Raw genomic sequence first — 15,548 nt, 5'->3', positions numbered from 1 at the left:
CCGGGGTCGGCCTGGCCTCGGCGGGGCACACGCGCTGGGGCGGTGCCCTGGGCGTCGGCTGGGAATATGGATTCGCGCCGAACTGGTCGGTTGGTGTCGAATACGACCATCTCTGGATGGGGCGTGACAACACATCCTTCGCAGGCGTGGTCACGCCCGGAGGCTTCACCCTCCTCGGCAACGGGGTCAGCCAGGATGTGGACATGGTCACACTTCGGGTGAACTACCGCTTCGGCGGTTACGGTGCGCCGGTCACCGCTCGCTATTGAGTTCGCGTCTTCCCGGCAATTTCAGGCCCCGGCTTGCGCCGGGGCCTTTTCATGGGACGACGAAAAACGGCGGAATATTGCTCGCTTCCAGCATCAGTCCGTAGGATGGGTAGAGCTCTTGCGAAACCCATCATGCCTGCGCCTCTCACCGCCGGATGCGGTAGATCACGACGTCCTCGTCGTGTTGCGTCGTGCTCTTCTCGAGCCGGTAGTTCGCCTTCTCCAGCACGCGGCGCGACGCGCCATGTGCGACAAAGACGAGGCCAATGAGTGACGGCAATTTCAGCTGTGACATTCCGATCTCCGTCAGCGCGATCGCGATCTCGCTGGCAAATCCCTGTCCCCAGAATTCGCGCTTGAACGTGTAGGCAATCTCGATCTCGTCGACGTCATCCACGATGATGTGCCTGATGCCGGCCCGCCCGGCGAACGTCCCGTCTTTCGTTCGCAGCACAAACAGCCCAAAACCGTTCTGGTCCCAATGGGCCATGTTGACGGCGAGATAGGTTCTCGTTGCCTCCGCCGAGCGCACCCCGCCGAGATAACGGGACACTTCGGCATCGAGATGCAGTGCGACCAGATCGGAGAGGTGGCTTTCGTCGAGCTTCTCGGCGGTCAGTCTGTCAGTACTGAAGCGATTCATGGTCGTATCTGCCGGACATTCTGCGGAACTACGGATGTTTCTAGATCCCAGTCGGGCGAGAGAGTCATCGCGCGAATGACTTCACTGATGCTCATGGTTTCTAACACAACCTAACGAGCAATTTATGGAGTGTCCGGTCAATGTCGCGCATGCATGCGATCGCGACCAAGGCCACCCCGCCGTAGCGCCTGCTTGAGGAGAGGTCCATGAACAGCACGGACGGGCAATCGGCACCATCCACTCCGCAAGGCGGCAAGCTCGCGAGATGGCTGGTCATCGCGCTGTTATGCGCGATGCTCGTGGCCGCGTGCATTCTCGGCTATCTCGGCTGGACCAGCACGGACACGAGCGTGCCGGCGTCGGGCTATGTTGCGCTGGTGCTCGGCGTCGTGTTCTCGCTCATCGTCGGCGTCGGCCTGATGGCGCTGGTGTTTTACAGCAGTCGCAAAGGCTATGACGAACCCGCGGTGTTGATCCGGGAGCAGGAGAGCGATGGGGAGGATGGACCCGGCCGCTCCTGATGAGGGGCAGCGCGATATCAGCGCCGGTTAAGTCGCTTGGACTCCGTGTCGCGTCCCGATTCTGCCTTCACCGCGCCGAGCGCCGCGGCCAGTTCGTCGATATGATAGGGTTTCGGCAAAATCTGGATACCCGCTAGTTCGGCGTCGTGAACCGCCGCCTCGGAGTATCCGCTGGTCAGGAGGACAGGTAAGTCGGTTCGCCGTCTCTTGATTTCCCGCGCCAGTTCGACCCCATTCATCCCGCCGGGCATCATGATATCCGAGAAAACGAGGTCGACGGCGCGGCCGTCAGCCAGGGCACCAAGCGCGGCGACGCCGCTCGCAGCGCGCGTGACGTCGTAGCCGAGCTGTTCCAGCATCTCGCTCACCAGTGCTGCAACCTCGTCGTCGTCCTCGACCAGAAGGATTCGGCCGTGATTGTTCTTTTTTGGCCGCACCATGTTGAGATCAATGAGGTGGCGCTCCCTGGAAGGAACGTTGTGCGATCGCGGCAAATAGAGCTCGATGCTGGTGCCTTTGCCAAGCTCCGATCGAATGCGAACCGTGCCCCGTGACTGCGTCGCAAATCCATGAACCTGGGCCAGCCCGAGGCCCGAGCCCTTTCCGATCTCCTTGGTCGTGAAGAACGGTTCGAAAACGCGCGACAGGATCTCCGGCGCCATGCCGGCGCCGGTATCGACGACGGACAGGCGCACGTAGTCTCCGGCAATCTGCTCGTCATTGAGATCGGCAAGGTTTTCTCCGCGCACGACAATCGTGCCGCCATTGGACATGGCGTCGCGGGCGTTGACGGCGAGGTTGAGGATGACGAGTTCGAGCTCGCCGGGATCGACCTCCACCGGCCAGAGCGTGTCCGGAAAATCGAACTCGACGTGAACGTCGCCTCTCAGGCTTCGATCCAGCAGTTCGCGCATGCCGCCCATCTGCGCGGCGACGTCGACGGGCTCCGGCCGCAGCGTCTGCCGGCGCGAGAACGCCAGAAGCTGCCTGGTCAGGCTCGCCCCGCGCTGTGCGGCCTGCACCATTCCGTCCATCAGGCGGCGACGGCGGGCCGGGTCTGCCTGGCGGTCGAGCATGTCCAGGCCACCCGAAATGACCATCAGCAGATTGTTGAAGTCATGCGCCACCCCGCCGGTCAATTGACCGATGGCTTCGATCTTCTGGGCCTGCCGGAGTGTCTCCTCGACCCGGGCGCGCTCTTTCATTTCCAGGCGCAATTGCTCGTTGGCTTCCTCCAGTGCGCTCGTGCGGTCGACCACCAGCTGCTCGAGCTGTTGAGCCGTCTGCTCGCGCGCTTCGAGCAGAGCCCGGATCTCGTATTGGCGCCTCCGGGCGCGCATGGCCGACTGGATGGCGCTTGTCAGCGTCATCGGCTGGACGGGCCGCTCGAGCAGCGAGACGTTACGGAGGAGCGCGACGATACTACGGCGCCATGCGACGACAGCGGGCTGCTCGCGATGACTGGTGAGGATGACGAAAGGCAGGTCCGACCAGGGAGGCTGGGTCGCGATCCATTGCGCCAGCGGCGCCGTGTCTTTCCCGAACAGGCCTTCCTCGGCCAGGAAAACCGCGCCCACGCCCGCGGTCATCTCGCTGACGAGCTCAGGGAGACTTCGACAATTGATAGCCGCAAGGTTCGCGTTACGGAAAAGCTCGGCGGAAGCCTGTCCGTCGCGGCCGATCGGAGCGAATATCAGAACCTGCTGATCGCGGTCTGCGCTCATCCGGCGGACCCTTCCGGCGTGGCCTTGCCGGTATATTGGGGATTGCCGGAGAAGATGCCGCTGAAGTCCCGGAGCGGCGGGCCGAGTTTGATGCCGGCGCTGCCAAGGCGAAACTCGCGGATCGTATGCTCGTGATGGCCGCTGCGCTTCTTGACGACCGACAAGGCGCGCCGCACCGTCCCGCCCATCTCGAAGTAGCGCAGCATGACCACCGCATCGCTCAAATAGCTGATGTCGAGCGGCGTATCCATGGGGCCGACCAACCCATGTTGAGCGAGGACGAGGATCGTGAGGACGCCCTGCTGGCCGAGATAGGTCAGGAGCTCGTGCATCTGCAGGATGAGAAATCGCTCGTCCGGCATCGCGGCCAGATAGCCGTTCAGACTGTCGATGACGACGACGCGGGCGTTGTCGATTTCGACGCTCTTCCGCACATTTGCGGCAAACTCGCCCGGCGACAGCTCGGCGGGATCAATCTGCTGAAAGCGGATAAGTCCGGATTCAACGTACTCTTCAAGAGGTAAACCGAGCGTCCGGGCACGCGCCTCTACCGTGCCGCGACCTTCGTCGAATGCGAAGAAGGCGGCACGCTCGCCGCGCTCTGCCGCTGCCGTCGCGTAAGTGAGTGCAACGGATGATTTGCCAACTCCGGCAGCGCCAATGAGAAGCGCGTTGGTGCCACGCTCGAGACCGCCCCCCAAGAGTTGATCCAGCTCGGCATTTCCGCTGGGAGTGAGCTCGCCGGAAAAGGACTTGTGATGTTCGGCCGCGACCAGGCGGGGGAAGATCCGCAAGCCTCCCGCCTCGATGTTGAAATCGTGGAAGCCGCCACGAAACTTCATGCCGCGCATCTTGATCACGCGAAGCCGGCGCCGCTCCGAGCCATAATCGATGGCGAGTTGTTCGAGCATCACCACGCCATGCGCGATCGAATGCAACTGCACATCGTCCTGAGACGAGGAGAGATCGTCGAGGAGGACGACCGTGCACCTGCGATGGGTGAAGAAATGCTTCAAGGCCAGAACCTGGCGCCGGTAGCGAAGCGGGTTCTGTGCAAGCAGGCGCAATTCGGACAGGCTGTCGAGCACCACGCGGGTGGGATTGATGCGCTCGACTTCCTTGAATACCAGACCGGTGGTTTCGCTCAGCTCCATCTCGGCGGGATGGAAGACGGTAAGCTCTCGGTCTGGATCGAGCGTCGTCTCCGGCGGCACCAACTCGAAAATGTCGACACCCACGAGCGACCAGCCATGCCGCTTCGCCACCAGGTCCAGCTCGCGCTTGGTCTCGGACAGGGAAATGTAGAGCACCCGTTCGCCGTCGCGGACGCCCTTCAGCAGGAATTGCAGCGCAATGGTGGTCTTGCCGGTGCCGGGCCTGCCTTCGTACAGGTACATCCGGTTGGCGTCGAAGCCCCCTCCGAGGATGTCGTCGAGCCCCTCGCTGCCTGTCGAAATCCTGGGCAAATCTTCGGGCTCACCGTGTTGAGCGGCACCGGCTTTACTGATCATCGGACTTCCTGACGCTTTTTACCCCGAAAAGGGCGCCATCGGTGTCGGGTCCCAGACTAAGGTCTCAAGACTAAGGCCTTGGTCGAAAAGGGACGTTGTGAAAAGGAACTCAAAGCGCGGCGCACAGTTCCATGCCGGAAAGAGGCGAACCGGTCAGGTCGTGGCAGGGCTTGGCGCGAAACGGAAAACGGATCGCAGCCACACGTCCTAGGAGCGTGCCTCAAGACTTGCCGTGATGGCGCAGCGAAGTCCTTCCGGGGCAAACTCCAGGAGAGTTTCGCCGTCAAGATCCTGAGTCAGGACGTCTTCGAGCATGCGGGTGCCGAACCCGATACGGGATTTGCCGACCACGGGCGGCCCGCCGAATTCCTGCCAGACTAGGCTCAACTGTTCGGCCTGAGCCTGCCAGCTGATCGCGACGCGTCCCGCGTCTTGCGAGAGCGCGCCGTATTTCGACGCGTTGGTGGCGAGCTCGTGCAAGGCAAGCGAGAGCGCAAGCGCGTGCTTCGGCGGCAGGTCGATCGACGGGCCATCGATCGCGATCTGGCCGGCCCTGAAAGGTTGCATGGCGCGCGATGCGACATCGATCAGATCGGCGCCGGCCCAACTGCGCTCCGTGAGGAGATCATGGGCTCGCGCGAGCGAGACGATCCTTCCATCGAGGACGGATCGAGCCGCCTGCAAGTCCGTCGCACCTCTGATCGTCTGCGCGGCGATGGACTGGACGGTGGCCAGCGTGTTCTTCACCCGATGGTTCAATTCGTTGATGAGCAGCTGCTGCAATTCTTCCGCTTGCTTCAGCTCGGTCAGATCGCGGCTCGCACCGGCGATCGCGATCGGCTTGCGGTTTTCGCCTTGCCCTTCGAACTCGACGAGGCCCCAGGCACTCAGCCAGCGCCAGCTGCCGTCGCGCTGCTTCACCCGGTACTCGACCTCGTACTTGCCGTCTCCGTCCAGCTGCAGGGCCTTGGCGACGCGCTCCCACATCACGGCAAGATCGTCGGGATGAAACTTGTCCTTCACGCCTTCGTCGTCGTGAAGAAAGGCAGCTTTCGTCAGTCCGTACAGTGCCTGAGCATTACCGTCGTAGATGCAGACGTTGTCGGCCATCGTGTAGCGCCACGTCCCCATCCGGGACGCGATCATGGCGAGGTCGAACGTCTTTTGCTGTTGCTCCAGCGCGGCCCTCATCGCGTGCTCGCGCGTGACATCCTGAAAACAATTGATGGCGCCCACGGGGATGCCGTTTTCGTCGCGCAACAGGGCGACGGTAGCGCGGGCGATCCATCGCCTGCCATCGCGGTTCTGCACGATGGTCTCGACGCCTTCGCAACCTTCGCCCTCGATCACGGCGCGGGCCATCGGCGTTCTGTCCGCGGCAATGAACTCCCCTGCGAGGCTCTCCATCCTGAACGAAGCGCAAAAGCGCTGCGTCGGGTCGAGCAGCCGTGGCGCTCGTCCCCACAGCTCGATTGCCTTCCGGTTGACCTTGAGGATCTGACCGTCTGCGTCGCACGCGTAGATGCCGATCGGCAGCACGTCGAGCACAGCCTGATCCAGCTCCAGGAAGGACTCGAGGATGGGCGCGAGGATCGGCATTTCGAGAGCGAGCGACAAAGGTACCTCGACCAGCGAAGCAAATTCGGTTGATGACGTCAGCGGATAGTTCCCGTGGAGCTTCGGATAATTCCCATGCGAAACGGTCGCGGCGCCAGGAGCGGTCCGACTAACCGGCCTTCTCCTTGGTGCTGAAGTCCAGCGCATCGGCCTCCGCATCGAACTGCCTTGAGAGCTCGCGAAGCTTCCGCGCATCTTCAAGGCTGCCGATCGTGCTGGAGAGACGCTCTGCCCGGCGGGCCTTATCCCGCAACTCGTCCGACATCCTGCCCATTGAAAACTTCCGTGGAGAGATGAGACAACGGCACCTCTGCGGAAAAGTTCCATCGGCACTGGGGAAGCGTGATCACAGGCCTGCGAAGAAGCGCCATGGTCCGGCGATCGGCGACCTGCCAATTCCTCGATGAAGCCATCGTGCTCTAGTTGTGCCCGATGGGGCAACTCGCTTGAAGCCCGTAGTCGCCGACGGTTGCTTCTATCCTGGCTCCGCCAAGCACGCCGGGCCGCTTGAGATCGAGGCTGCGGCGGCGTTTGCCGTGCTTCGTGCCACGTGGCCATCGCCATGCGGCAACCATGCAAAGCGCCTGTCGTTCACGTTCGAACGAACGAGTCATCACGCGAATGAGTGCGCCAACGCTCATTGTTTCTAACACAACCTAACGAGCAATTTCGGCAGGGCCCGGTAAATGTCATGAGATGAAAGACGGTCGCGATTCCAAAAAAGCACGACTTCAACAGGAGAGGATCTAGAGGGTATGACGTCCAAGGCGCCAATCGAATTATTACCGCGATCCGCGAATCTTTCGCGTCGCGGCTTCGTGGGAAGCCTCTCGGCGGGGTTTCTTAGCGCAGTCGCGACCGAAGCCGCCGGTGCAGAAACGCTGGCCGACGTCCCCGATCGCGGGCCCGGCGCTGATCTGAGCGCGCACAGCGAACGCTCACGCTTCGTCAAGATCGATCGCATTCCCGAATCCACGCCGGGCAAGCGCAATATCGATCCCGGCGATGCCATCAACTCCAAGACGCCGCATCAGAGGCTGGTGGGCAACATCACGCCGACCGATCTGCATTACGAGCGCAGCCATTCCGGCGTGCCCGATATCGATCCCGCGCAGCACCGATTGCTCATCCACGGCATGGTGCAAAAGCCGTTGGTCTTCGGTGTCGACGATTTGAAGCGGATGCCGTCGGTCACCCGGGTGGTTTTCATCGAATGCACCGGCAACGGATGGGAAAACTGGAAGAAGGCCGATCCCGATCTGACGGTGCAGAATACGCACGGCCTGGTCAGCACCAATGAATGGACCGGCGTGCCGCTGAAATTCCTGATCGACATCGTAGCCAAGGAGGAGAGCTCGAACTGGATGCTCGCCGAGGGCGGCGACGGCGCAGGCGTCGATCGCAGCATTCCCCTCACTGACGAGATCGTGAACGAGGCCTTCGTCGCCTACGGGCAGAACGGCGAACCGCTGCGGCCCGCGCACGGTTTCCCGATGCGGCTGGTGATGCCGGGCTTCGAGGGCAACCTCAACATCAAATGGCTGCGCCGCCTCAAGTTCGGCAACGAGCCCTGGATGACGCGCTGGGAGACCGCGCGCTATACGCAGCTGCTTTCCAACGGCAAGGCTCGGCAGTTTCAGCTCAGGATGGAGACCAACTCCGTCATCACCCAGCCCTCGGGCATGATGCAGATCCAGCCAGGTTACAATTGCATCTCCGGCCTTGCCTGGAGCGGCCATGGCAAGATCGCCAAGGTCCATATCTCCACCGACGGCGCGAAGACCTGGAAGCAGGCGCAGTTGAGCCAGCCGGTCTTGTCCAAGGCGCAGGTGCGCTTCCAGATGGATTGGGTCTGGGACGGCAAGCCGACCAAAATCGTAAGCCGCTCCACCGACGACCAGGGCAACGTTCAGCCGGACCGGCAATCCTTCATCGCAGCGATGGGGAGCAATGCGCTGTTCCACTACAACGCCCAGCAGACCTGGAGCATCGACGAAGCAGGAAGGGTCCGCAATGTTCTCGCATGACAAGCTGTTCCTCGCAGGCGCGGTCGCAGTCGGCCTGCTCGCGGCCCCCGCGCTGGCTTTCGATTTCGGGCGACCGGCGACGCCGGAGGAGATCAAGCTGTGGGACATCGACGTCGGACCCGACGGCAAGGGTCTGCCTGACGGCAGCGGCACGGTCGCGCAGGGCAAGCAGGTCTTCTCCGACAATTGCACGGCCTGTCACGGCGAGAACGGCCAGGGCGGCATCAAGGATCGTCTCGCCGGAGGGCAGGGGTCGCTCGCGTCGAACATGCCGGTCAAGACTGTCGGCAGCTTCTGGCCTTATGCGACGACCTTGTTCGACTACATTCATCGCGCGATGCCGTATCCGACGCCGGGCTCGCTCAGCACCGATGACACCTACGCCGTCACCGCCTACATCCTCAGCCTCAACGGCATCGTCCCAGCGGACGGCAAGGTCGACAAGGACACGCTACCGAAGATCAAAATGCCCAACCGCGACGGCTTCGTTCCGGAACCGGAGTTCGACCCGGCGCGATTATTCCGCAAGAAGTGAGCGGGCGAGCATGAAGCTCTCGGCACTGTTCAGGATCGCCGCTCTGGTTGCAGCGGCATGTTTATGGGAGACACAGGCCATGGCAGCAGACGGACTCATTACCATCAAGAGCGGCTTCGGGCCGGAAGAGACGATGAAGCGGCTCGAGGCCGAGGTGAAGGCGAAGGGCCTCACCGTTTTTGCCCGCGTCGATCATGCCGCGGGCGCTGCCGCTGTCGGAATGCCGCTGCGGCCAACCGATCTTTTGATCTTCGGCAATGCCAAGGGCGGCACGCCGCTGATGCAGCAGGCGCAGACTGTCGGCATCGACCTGCCGCTGAAGGCGCTGGTCTGGCAGGACGAGCAAGGCGCAACCTGGCTGAGCTACAACGATCCCGCCTATCTCGCCGGGCGTCATGGCGTCGGTGAGCCGGCCAAGGCTGCCGTCACGGCGATGACCGGGGCCCTGCATGCGATCGCGACCAAGGCCACCGCACCGTAAGCGGGACACGACGGCTGCGCGAGGAGAGCGCCATGAACAGCACTGAGAACAGCACTGACGGGCAACCGGCATCATCCATGCCGCAAGGCGGCGGGCTCGCGAGATGGCTGGTCATCGCGGGGTTATGCGCGATGCTCGTTGCTGCGTCCGTTCTCGGCTATCTCGGCTGGACCAGCACTGATACCAGCGTGCCGGCGTCGGGCTATGTCGCGCTGGTGCTTGGTGTCGTGTTCTCGCTGGTCGTCGGCGTCGGCTTGATGGCGCTGGTGTTTTACAGCAGCCGCAAAGGCTATGACGAACCCGCCGTGCTGATCAGGGAGCCGGAAAGCGATGCGGAGGAAGGACAGGACCGCCCGCGCTGAAGCGTCGAAGGCAGCGATCCATGATTACATTATGCCGGTGTGTTGCCCGACAAGTCAAGATGAGATTCGGTATTTGGTGTTTTGTCGCGTTTGTAGCTCGGATCTCGCTGCGCTACGCCCGGGGCTACGGTCGACGGATTTTCGCGGACGCGTAACCCATTGATTTCACAGCCCCCGTCTACTGTGCATGGGGTTGTTTTCGCAGTTGTGGGTACGAGGGCGTTACCCAGCCCCCATGGCAACCGCGACATTGTACGTCAAAAGGCTCGCCGCATACGCCAGCACCAGCATGTAGCCGAACGTCGCCGCCATCCATCCCCAGCTGCCGGTCTCGCGCCGGATCACCGCCAGCGTGGACGCGCATTGCGGGGCGAAGATGTACCAGGCCAGCATTGACAGCGCGGTCGCTAGCGACCATTTCGTCGCCAGCACCGAGCCGATCTGCTCGGCCGCTTCCTTGCCGCCTTCGATCGCATAGACGGTGCCGAGCGCTGCGACCGCGACCTCGCGCGCCGCCATGCCCGGGATCAGCGCGACCGCGATCTGCCAGTTGAAGCCGACCGGCGCGAGCAAGGGCTCGAGCGCCTTGCCGATGATGGCGGCGAGGCTGAAGTCGATGGCAGGCTCGGTTGCGCCCGCCGGCGGTTGCGGGAACGAGGCGAGGAACCAGATCAGCACCATCATCGAGAAGATCGTGGTGCCGGCGCGATGCAGAAACATCTTGGCCCGCGTATAGACGCCGATCGCGATCGATTTCAGCTGCGGCATTTTGTAGTCCGGCAGCTCGAGCATGAACGGCGCCGGCGCAAAGTCGCGCAGCATGAAGAACTTGATCAGGAACGAAACGGCGAGCGCGCTGGCGATACCGGTGGCGTAGAGGCCGAACATCACGAGGCCCTGGAGGTTGATGAAGCCCCAGACGTCCTTCGCGGGAATGAAGGCGGAGATGATCAGTGTGTAGACGGGAATGCGCGCCGAGCAGGTCATCAGCGGCGCGATCAAAATCGTGGTCAGCCGGTCGCGCTTGTTGTCGATCACGCGCGTCGCCATGATGCCGGGAATGGCACAGGCAAAGCTCGACAGCAGCGGAATGAAGGCGCGGCCGTGCAGGCCGGCGCCGCCCATGATGCGGTCCATCAGGAACGCGGCGCGCGCCATGTAGCCGAAATCTTCCAGCAGCAGGATGAACAGGAAGATGATGATAATCTGCGGCAGGAACACGATGACGCTGCCGACGCCCGAGATCACGCCGTTCTGAAGGAAGCTCTGCACCAGGCCTGTGGGCAGGGTGGCGTGCACGAACTCGCCGAGCGCGTCGAAGCCATTGTTGAGCAGATCCATCAGCGGCTGCGCCCAGGCGAACACCGCCTGGAACATCACGAACAGGATCAGTGCGAGCACGACCAGCCCGCCGACCGGATGCAGCACCACGGCATCGATCCGCGCGGTCCAGGTGTCGGGCCTGGCAGGCAGGCTGACACAGTCGCCGATGATGCGGTCGGCCTCGCGCTGGGTGGCGCGCAGTTCGGCAACGCTGAGCGCGCGCCAATTGTTCTCCTGCTGAAGCTCGGCGGCGAGCTTGGCCGAGATCTCGTCCGTCAGAGCCAGGAGGTCGGCCGTGCCGCCCTTGCGCACCGCGATCGAGGTGACCACGGGCACGCCGAGCTCCTTGGCGAGCCGCGCGACGTCGACGCTGATGCCGCGGCGGGACGCGATATCGAACATGTTGAGCACGAGGACCATCGGCCGTCCGGTGCGCTTCAGCTCCAGCAGCAGGCGGATGGTCAGGCGGAGATTGGTGGAATCGGCCACGCACAGCACGAGGTCCGGCACGGTCTCGCCGGTGGCCTTGCCGAGCACGAAGTCGCGGGTGATCTCCTCGTCCGGGCTGCGTCCGCGCAGCGAATAGGTGCCGGGCAGGTCCACCACCGAGACCTGACGTCCCTGCGGGGTGACGAAGAAGCCTTCCTTGCGCTCGACGGTGACGCCCGGATAGTTCGCGACCTTCTGCCGGCTGCCGGTCAGGGCATTGAACAGCGAGGTCTTGCCGCTGTTGGGCGTGCCGACCAGGGCGAGATGCAGCAGGGGTAATTCCATGTGATCAAAGGCCTTGGAATCAAATATCCGGTCGCTGTCTACGCGACGATGATGGCCATGGCCTCACGACGGCGGACCGCGATCGTGATGTTGTCGACACGGACGGCAATGGGGTCGCGCCCGACCAGGCCTTCGTGCAGGACCTCGACCCGGGCGCCCTCGACGAAGCCGAGCTCAATCAGCCGGCTCTCCAGCTCGATGTCGGAGAGGGCCGAGCCCGCATCCTTGGCGGAGAGGTGCTGGATGATTCCGGTATAGCCGCGGCGGGCCAGGCCCAGCGGCAACTCGCGGCGCGTGTCATGGGTATCGGTCATGCCCTGTATTTTCAACGCAGGGCATTGAGGTCAAGCGCGCTGGCACGCCGAAGCTGCACCTTAGAGTGATTTTAAAGTGCAGATCACGAAGCCGTGGGCAAAGCGCCCCGGCGGCGACTAGGCCGGGACCTTGTCCGCCTGGATGGCGGCCATGGCGCGGCTCTTGAAGTAGTCGAGCACGAACAGGCGGATCGCCGAGGACAAATTGCCCTGCTGGCGGGCGCCGTCGATTTCGCCGACCAGCTCGGACAGCGTCATGTTGCGCAGGCCCGAGATCTCCTTCATGCCGTTCCAGAACGCCTCTTCCAGGCTGACGCTGGTCTTGTGGCCTGCGACCACAATCGATCGTTTCACGACGGGCGACTTCATGATTGGTCCTCGTGATCGATCTGGTGCTGGTCCAGATGCGCCTTCGCCTTGTCCGCGTGCGTCTCCTCCGCCGACCGTTCCGCCTTCGTGCGGCCGAACTTCGTTCGGTTGGCGTCCGCCTGCTTCGCCGAGGCTTCCCGCTCGGCGCGCTTCCGGAAACGATTCAAGTTGATGACGTTCGCCATGCCGCGTCTCCATCATCCGATCCTCCTCAGGCAGGATGAAACATTCAGAAACAGGGCGCCATGCTGCGCCCCACAAGACTTGATCGCCATTCGCTCGTCCTCGTCAATCGGCCGCTTGGGCCATCAAACGATGAATTAGCCCCGTCAAGGGCGGAGAGGCCTTGCGTAACACGCCGCCTCGCCGCAACATTGACGGTAATCAAATCCTGTCCTTTAAGCCTTATATTTATGAGCTTCAGGGCTCCGTATCATTACGGATGACTATCGGAATTCGGAATTCATCCGGGCCGCGTCATTTTCTCCGGCTGCACCAGGCGGTCGAATTCGTCGCCCGAGACGAAGCCGAGCCGCAGCGCCTCTTCCTTCAGCGTGGTGCCGTTGGCGTGCGCGGTCTTGGCCACCTTGGCGGCATTGTCGTAGCCGATTTTCGGGGCGAGCGCCGTCACCAGCATCAGCGAGCGCTGCATCAGCTCACTGATGCGCTTCTCATCGGCGCGGATGCCGCTGACGCAATGTTCGGTGAAGGAGCGCGCGGCGTCCGCCATCAGGCGGATCGAGTGCAGCATGTTGTAGGCCAGCACGGGCTTGTAGACGTTGAGCTCGAAATGGCCCTGGCTGCCGGCGATCGTGATGGCAGTGTGATTGCCGAACACCTGGCAGCACACCATCGTCATCGCCTCGCATTGCGTCGGATTGACCTTGCCCGGCATGATCGACGAGCCCGGCTCGTTCTCCGGCAGGATCAGCTCGCCAAGGCCCGAGCGCGGGCCCGATCCGAGCAGGCGGATGTCGTTGGCGATCTTGAACAGGCCCGTCGCGACCGAATTGATGGCGCCGTGCACCAGCACATAGGCGTCGTTGGAAGCCAGGGCCTCGAATTTGTTGGCGGCGCTGGTGAAGGGCAGCTTCGTGATCCCGACAGCGTGCTTTGCGAACAGTTTTGCAAAGCGCGGCTTGGAGTTGAGGCCGGTGCCGACGGCGGTGCCGCCCTGCGCCAGCGGATAGAGGTCTTTCACTGCGACCTTCAGCCGCGCGATGCCGCTCTCGACCTGCGCGGCATAGCCTGAAAATTCCTGGCCAAGCGTCAGCGGCGTCGCATCCTGGGTATGAGTCCGGCCGATCTTCACGATCTTCGAAAACTCCTTTTCCTTCTTGCGCAACGCATTGAGCAGCTCGCCGAGGGCAGGAACGAGATCGGCAGTGATGCGGCTTGCGGCCGCGATGTGCATCGCGGTGGGAAACGAGTCGTTCGACGACTGGCTCATGTTGACGTGATCGTTGGGATGCACCGGCTTCTTGGCGCCGAGCTCGCCGCCGAGCATCTCATTGGCGCGGTTGGCGATCACCTCGTTGAGGTTCATGTTGCTCTGGGTGCCCGAGCCGGTCTGCCACACCACAAGCGGGAAATGGTCGTCGAGCTTGCCCTCGATCACCTCGCGCGCGGCGCGGATGATCGCATTGGCGCGGCGCTGGTCGAGCAGGCCGAGCTCGAGGTTGGACTGTGCCGCCGCGAGCTTGACGATGCCGAGTGCATGCACCAGCGAGATCGGCATGCGGTCGATGCCGATGCGGAAATTCTGGCGCGAGCGTTCGGTCTGCGCCCCCCAATAGCGATCGGCGGGCACCTCGATGGGTCCGAAACTGTCGGTCTCGATGCGGGTGGCGGGACGGGCGGTTGTCGAGCGGGCAGCTTTGGCCATGAGCACATCCATTCTGCCGCACGAAACGCCGCGCGGCCCTGTCATATGCTCTTCTATATAGGGTGTTTGGCCCGGCGCGACGGCTTCGCGCGACAGCCTAGATCATTTCTTGCGGAAACGATCGAGCCGCACGACTTCGGCGCCGCCCTGGTTCGGGGCGGTCGGCTCGTCGGCGCTTTCCGCCGCTTCGGCAGTGACTGCGACAGCCGACGGCGCGGGAGCGGCCGGCAGCGTCTCCGGCGCGACCTCGGCGACATCGGAGGTATCGAACTGGAGGCCGAATTTCACGGACGGATCGAGGAAGCTCTTGATGGCGCTGAACGGCACGATCAGCCGCTCGGGAATGCCGCCGAAGGACAGGCCGACCTCGAAGCGATCCTCAAGCACGGTCAGGTCCCAGAACTGGTGCTGGAGGATGATCGTCATCTCTTCCGGATATTGCGCCAGCAACCGCGATGAGATCTTCACACCGTCGGCCTTCGACACGAAGGTGATGAAGAAATGGTGCTCGCCCGGCAGTCCCTGGGACGCGGCATCGGTCAGCACCTTCCGCAGCACGCCGCGCAGCGCATCGCGGGCCAGCACATCGTATCGGATATGATCGGTCACTATCGTGGTCCTGTCGCATTCCAGGAGTTGGGCCCTGCCGGCCCGACTCGCCAAGCCGCAATAGTACCGCGCCTGACGGGTCAGCAGGAGTCCCCGCCGGGAAGGAAATAAGAGGTAAGTGGAGGCTTCTGTTGCCAGGTGCCTCCGAACCCCGCCTAACGGAGCTTAACCCGTTAGGACTTCAGAATGGTCTTTCAAACTGCGTTACGCAGCCTGAGCAACCGGAGCAAAGTTGTCGTTGGCAACTATTGCATAGCCCGATAACGGCGGAACAATACCGGGAAAAAGTTCGCCCTTTACGCCCTCGTCGATCCTATTTCGCCCCCGCCGAAGCTCACCTCTCGGTGGGCCAAGCTCGCCGAACGATGAGCTTTGGTGGAGGCGCCGGGTACCGCCCCCGGGTCCGAATGGTTTATTGCGACGACCGTTTATTTCCATAGCCGGCGAACCGGCACCCCCAATATAGGGGGCAAAGGTTTCAAATGACAGGTGTTTCGAGCAGAGGCCTGCGGTTCCCTTTGGATAGGTTCCGGACGGCCGTCCATATGGTCTTGGCCCCGAAGCTGCCTGCGTTCTAAGCTGCT

General features: G+C 62.8%; 17 protein-coding genes and 1 other RNA gene. 6 read left to right on the top strand and 12 right to left on the bottom strand.

The genetic code is table 11. The annotated features are described in order from the left end of the window. Window positions 1-269, top strand: a 269-nt coding sequence (locus IVB29_RS18200) for an outer membrane beta-barrel protein (RefSeq protein ID WP_247504749.1), incomplete at its 5' end; no start/stop codon positions are given. A gap of 145 nt (window positions 270-414) precedes the next feature. Here IVB29_RS18200 and IVB29_RS18195 read toward each other — a convergent pair. After that, a complete protein-coding gene (locus IVB29_RS18195; RefSeq protein ID WP_247504748.1) occupies window positions 415-912 on the bottom strand; it encodes a GNAT family N-acetyltransferase in 498 nt (165 codons plus the stop codon). Window positions 913-1,118: 206 nt separating this feature from the next. Here IVB29_RS18195 and IVB29_RS18190 point away from each other — a divergent pair, with 206 nt between their 5' ends. Beyond that, window positions 1,119-1,433, top strand: a complete 315-nt coding sequence (locus tag IVB29_RS18190) for a hypothetical protein (RefSeq protein ID WP_247504747.1) — start codon at window positions 1,119-1,121, stop codon at window positions 1,431-1,433. 17 nt (window positions 1,434-1,450) lie between these two features. Here the strand turns inward: IVB29_RS18190 and IVB29_RS18185 are convergent, their stop codons facing one another. The 4 genes from IVB29_RS18185 to IVB29_RS18170 all read right to left on the bottom strand — a co-directional run bounded on the left by IVB29_RS18185 (window position 1,451) and on the right by IVB29_RS18170 (window position 6,559). Then, window positions 1,451-3,157 (bottom strand): response regulator, encoded by a 1,707-nt coding sequence (locus IVB29_RS18185; RefSeq protein ID WP_247504746.1) that lies wholly within the window; start codon window positions 3,155-3,157, stop codon window positions 1,451-1,453. Then, complete coding sequence (locus tag IVB29_RS18180) at window positions 3,154-4,668, bottom strand: ATPase domain-containing protein (RefSeq protein ID WP_247504745.1); 1,515 nt, start codon at window positions 4,666-4,668, stop codon at window positions 3,154-3,156. Before IVB29_RS18180 ends, IVB29_RS18185 begins: the two co-directional genes overlap by 4 nt. A 207-nt stretch (window positions 4,669-4,875) precedes the next feature. Beyond that, on the bottom strand, window positions 4,876-6,267 hold the full coding sequence (locus tag IVB29_RS18175; RefSeq protein WP_247504744.1) for an HWE histidine kinase domain-containing protein: 1,392 nt from the start codon (window positions 6,265-6,267) through the stop codon (window positions 4,876-4,878). 127 nt (window positions 6,268-6,394) lie between these two features. Beyond that, window positions 6,395-6,559: a hypothetical protein gene (locus tag IVB29_RS18170; RefSeq protein WP_247504743.1), complete on the bottom strand. Its 165-nt coding sequence runs from the start codon at window positions 6,557-6,559 to the stop codon at window positions 6,395-6,397. A 481-nt stretch (window positions 6,560-7,040) separates the two neighbouring features. Here IVB29_RS18170 and soxC point away from each other — a divergent pair, with 481 nt between their 5' ends. From soxC to IVB29_RS18150, 4 genes are all read left to right on the top strand, one after another. Further along, window positions 7,041-8,312: a sulfite dehydrogenase gene (gene soxC, locus IVB29_RS18165; protein WP_247504742.1), complete on the top strand. Its 1,272-nt coding sequence runs from the start codon at window positions 7,041-7,043 to the stop codon at window positions 8,310-8,312. Next, on the top strand, window positions 8,299-8,847 hold the full coding sequence (locus IVB29_RS18160) for a cytochrome c (protein ID WP_247504741.1): 549 nt from the start codon (window positions 8,299-8,301) through the stop codon (window positions 8,845-8,847). The genes soxC and IVB29_RS18160 overlap by 14 nt, the downstream gene beginning before the upstream one ends. A gap of 10 nt (window positions 8,848-8,857) precedes the next feature. After that, window positions 8,858-9,328, top strand: coding sequence for a DUF302 domain-containing protein (locus IVB29_RS18155; protein ID WP_247504740.1), 471 nt, complete (start codon window positions 8,858-8,860; stop codon window positions 9,326-9,328). Window positions 9,329-9,459: 131 nt separating this feature from the next. After that, window positions 9,460-9,690, top strand: a complete 231-nt coding sequence (locus tag IVB29_RS18150; RefSeq protein WP_247505131.1) for a hypothetical protein — start codon at window positions 9,460-9,462, stop codon at window positions 9,688-9,690. A 222-nt stretch (window positions 9,691-9,912) separates the two neighbouring features. Here the strand turns inward: IVB29_RS18150 and IVB29_RS18145 are convergent, their stop codons facing one another. The 7 genes from IVB29_RS18145 to ssrA form a co-directional block, all read right to left on the bottom strand. Continuing rightward, window positions 9,913-11,787 (bottom strand): ferrous iron transporter B, encoded by a 1,875-nt coding sequence (locus IVB29_RS18145; RefSeq protein ID WP_247504739.1) that lies wholly within the window; start codon window positions 11,785-11,787, stop codon window positions 9,913-9,915. Between the two features lie 38 nt (window positions 11,788-11,825). Continuing rightward, window positions 11,826-12,101 (bottom strand): FeoA family protein, encoded by a 276-nt coding sequence (locus IVB29_RS18140; protein ID WP_247504738.1) that lies wholly within the window; start codon window positions 12,099-12,101, stop codon window positions 11,826-11,828. 117 nt (window positions 12,102-12,218) lie between these two features. Continuing rightward, the gene (locus tag IVB29_RS18135; RefSeq protein ID WP_092022051.1) at window positions 12,219-12,470 is read right to left on the bottom strand and encodes a ribbon-helix-helix domain-containing protein; all 252 of its coding nucleotides are present in this window, start codon (window positions 12,468-12,470) and stop codon (window positions 12,219-12,221) included. Further along, entirely contained in the window at window positions 12,467-12,655 is a 189-nt protein-coding gene (locus tag IVB29_RS18130; RefSeq protein WP_247504737.1) for a DUF4169 family protein, read from the bottom strand. The genes IVB29_RS18135 and IVB29_RS18130 overlap by 4 nt, the downstream gene beginning before the upstream one ends. 278 nt (window positions 12,656-12,933) lie before the next feature. Then, the gene (gene fumC / locus IVB29_RS18125; protein WP_247504736.1) at window positions 12,934-14,367 is read right to left on the bottom strand and encodes a class II fumarate hydratase; all 1,434 of its coding nucleotides are present in this window, start codon (window positions 14,365-14,367) and stop codon (window positions 12,934-12,936) included. A gap of 90 nt (window positions 14,368-14,457) precedes the next feature. After that, entirely contained in the window at window positions 14,458-14,967 is a 510-nt protein-coding gene (locus IVB29_RS18120) for a ClpXP protease specificity-enhancing factor SspB (RefSeq protein WP_247505130.1), read from the bottom strand. Between the two features lie 114 nt (window positions 14,968-15,081). Beyond that, window positions 15,082-15,456, bottom strand: a transfer-messenger RNA (tmRNA) gene (gene ssrA / locus IVB29_RS18115). Window positions 15,457-15,548: the final 92 nt, after the last annotated feature.

The sequence above is a fragment of the Bradyrhizobium sp. 1 genome, from assembly GCF_023073315.1.
Taxonomy (GTDB): Bacteria; Pseudomonadota; Alphaproteobacteria; order Rhizobiales; family Xanthobacteraceae; genus Bradyrhizobium.
Note: the sequence above shows the minus strand (reverse complement) of the source record. Positions and strands in the feature narration are given on the sequence as shown.

Coding starts and splice junctions, on each gene's coding strand:
- IVB29_RS18195 (WP_247504748.1), bottom strand. CDS start 912: ATGAATCGCTTCAGTACTGACAGACTGACCGCCGAGAAGCTCGACGAA.
- IVB29_RS18150 (WP_247505131.1), top strand. CDS start 9,460: ATGCTCGTTGCTGCGTCCGTTCTCGGCTATCTCGGCTGGACCAGCACT.
- IVB29_RS18130 (WP_247504737.1), bottom strand. CDS start 12,655: ATGGCGAACGTCATCAACTTGAATCGTTTCCGGAAGCGCGCCGAGCGG.
- soxC (WP_247504742.1), top strand. CDS start 7,041: ATGACGTCCAAGGCGCCAATCGAATTATTACCGCGATCCGCGAATCTT.
- IVB29_RS18175 (WP_247504744.1), bottom strand. CDS start 6,267: ATGCCGATCCTCGCGCCCATCCTCGAGTCCTTCCTGGAGCTGGATCAG.
- IVB29_RS18145 (WP_247504739.1), bottom strand. CDS start 11,787: ATGGAATTACCCCTGCTGCATCTCGCCCTGGTCGGCACGCCCAACAGC.
- IVB29_RS18155 (WP_247504740.1), top strand. CDS start 8,858: ATGAAGCTCTCGGCACTGTTCAGGATCGCCGCTCTGGTTGCAGCGGCA.
- IVB29_RS18190 (WP_247504747.1), top strand. CDS start 1,119: ATGAACAGCACGGACGGGCAATCGGCACCATCCACTCCGCAAGGCGGC.
- IVB29_RS18180 (WP_247504745.1), bottom strand. CDS start 4,668: ATGATCAGTAAAGCCGGTGCCGCTCAACACGGTGAGCCCGAAGATTTG.
- IVB29_RS18185 (WP_247504746.1), bottom strand. CDS start 3,157: ATGAGCGCAGACCGCGATCAGCAGGTTCTGATATTCGCTCCGATCGGC.
- IVB29_RS18160 (WP_247504741.1), top strand. CDS start 8,299: ATGTTCTCGCATGACAAGCTGTTCCTCGCAGGCGCGGTCGCAGTCGGC.
- IVB29_RS18140 (WP_247504738.1), bottom strand. CDS start 12,101: ATGACCGATACCCATGACACGCGCCGCGAGTTGCCGCTGGGCCTGGCC.
- IVB29_RS18135 (WP_092022051.1), bottom strand. CDS start 12,470: ATGAAGTCGCCCGTCGTGAAACGATCGATTGTGGTCGCAGGCCACAAG.
- fumC (WP_247504736.1), bottom strand. CDS start 14,367: ATGGATGTGCTCATGGCCAAAGCTGCCCGCTCGACAACCGCCCGTCCC.
- IVB29_RS18170 (WP_247504743.1), bottom strand. CDS start 6,559: ATGGGCAGGATGTCGGACGAGTTGCGGGATAAGGCCCGCCGGGCAGAG.